The sequence below is a fragment of the Shewanella pneumatophori genome, assembly GCF_023283895.1.
In the GTDB taxonomy this organism is placed as follows: domain Bacteria; phylum Pseudomonadota; class Gammaproteobacteria; order Enterobacterales; family Shewanellaceae; genus Shewanella; species Shewanella pneumatophori.
Map to the genome: position 1 here is coordinate 1 of NZ_JAKILB010000034.1, position 1,246 is coordinate 1,246.

The following is a 1,246-nucleotide window of genomic DNA, read 5'->3' on the forward strand; positions in this document are numbered from 1 at the left end:
GTGGGTTACCCCTTCACCTTCAACGGCTTACAGAACGCTCCTCTACCGCACTAGATAAATCTAGTACCCATAGCTTCGGTGTATTGCTTAGCCCCGTTAAATCTTCCGCGCAGGCCGACTCGACTAGTGAGCTATTACGCTTTCTTTAAATGATGGCTGCTTCTAAGCCAACATCCTAGCTGTCTAAGCCTTCCCACATCGTTTCCCACTTAGCAATAACTTTGGGACCTTAGCTGATGGTCTGGGTTGTTTCCCTTTTCACGACGGACGTTAGCACCCGCCGTGTGTCTCCCGTATAGTACTCATTGGTATTCGGAGTTTGCAAAGGGTTGGTAAGTCGGGATGACCCCCTAGCCTTAACAGTGCTCTACCCCCAATGGTATTCGTACGAGGCGCTACCTAAATAGCTTTCGAGGAGAACCAGATATCTCCCGGTTTGATTGGCCTTTCACCCCCAGCCACAAGTCATCACCGCATTTTTCAACATACGTGTGTTCGGTCCTCCAATTGATGTTACTCAATCTTCAACCTGCCCATGGCTAGATCACCGGGTTTCGGGTCTACACCTTGCAACTAAACGCGCAGTTAACACTCGGTTTCCCTACGGCTCCGCTATTCGCTTAACCTTGCTACAAAATGTAAGTCGCTGACCCATTATACAAAAGGTACGCAGTCACGGTCTCAAGAACCGCTCCCACTGCTTGTACGTATACGGTTTCAGGTTCTATTTCACTCCCCTCACAGGGGTTCTTTTCGCCTTTCCCTCACGGTACTGGTTCACTATCGGTCAGTCAGGAGTATTTAGCCTTGGAGGATGGTCCCCCCATATTCAGACAAGATGTCACGTGTCCCGTCCTACTCGTTTTCACATAAAGTTAGTTTTCATGTACGGGGCTATCACCCTGTGCCGCTGCGCTTTCCAACGCATTCCACTAACACCCTCTATGCTTAAGGGCTAATCCCCGTTCGCTCGCCGCTACTAGGGGAATCTCGGTTGATTTCTTTTCCTCCGGGTACTTAGATGTTTCAGTTCCCCGGGTTCGCCTCATTAACCTATGTATTCAGTTAATGATACTAGCTTATGCTAGTGGGTTTCCCCATTCGGACATCGTTAGCTCAAATGCTTGTTACTAGCTCGCCAACGCTTTTCGCAAGTTACTACGTCCTTCATCGCCTCTGACTGCCAAGGCATCCACCATATACGCTTAGTCACTTAACCATACAACCCAAATAAGTCTCTATGAGA

At 48.8% G+C, this 1,246-nt stretch carries 1 rRNA gene; it reads right to left on the bottom strand.

The features are described from left to right. Positions 1-1,219 (bottom strand): 23S ribosomal RNA (locus L2740_RS21365); the annotation flags it as partial. Positions 1,220-1,246: the final 27 nt, after the last annotated feature.